Annotated in this window: 1 protein-coding gene; it reads right to left on the reverse strand. The window is 64.2% G+C overall.

The features are described from left to right. Positions 1 to 260, reverse strand: a 260-nt coding sequence (locus SB772_RS42530; RefSeq protein ID WP_410838835.1) for a phosphatidylserine decarboxylase, incomplete at both ends; no start/stop codon positions are given.

Here is a 260-nt window from a genome sequence, read left to right on the forward strand (position 1 = left end):
GGGAATCGTTCAGGCCGCCCGGGTCTTCGCCTTCGGACTCGGCGTCCGAGTAATAGGTGCCCGGCACGACGTACGCGTGCGTGACGCGGCCGCCCACGGGCGCATGCCAGCGGTGATAGTTGAACGCGCTGAGAAATGCCTGATAGACGGAACCACCGACAAACTGCCGTGCCGTCTTTGCCTCGCGCGCCGTGAAGATTTCCTGCGGCGAGTAGGGCTGCGACTTGATCCAGAACGCGTCGTGAAGCCTGACGTCGTGC

It is taken from the genome of Paraburkholderia sp. SIMBA_030 (genome assembly GCF_046535245.1).
Lineage (GTDB): Bacteria > Pseudomonadota > Gammaproteobacteria > Burkholderiales > Burkholderiaceae > Paraburkholderia.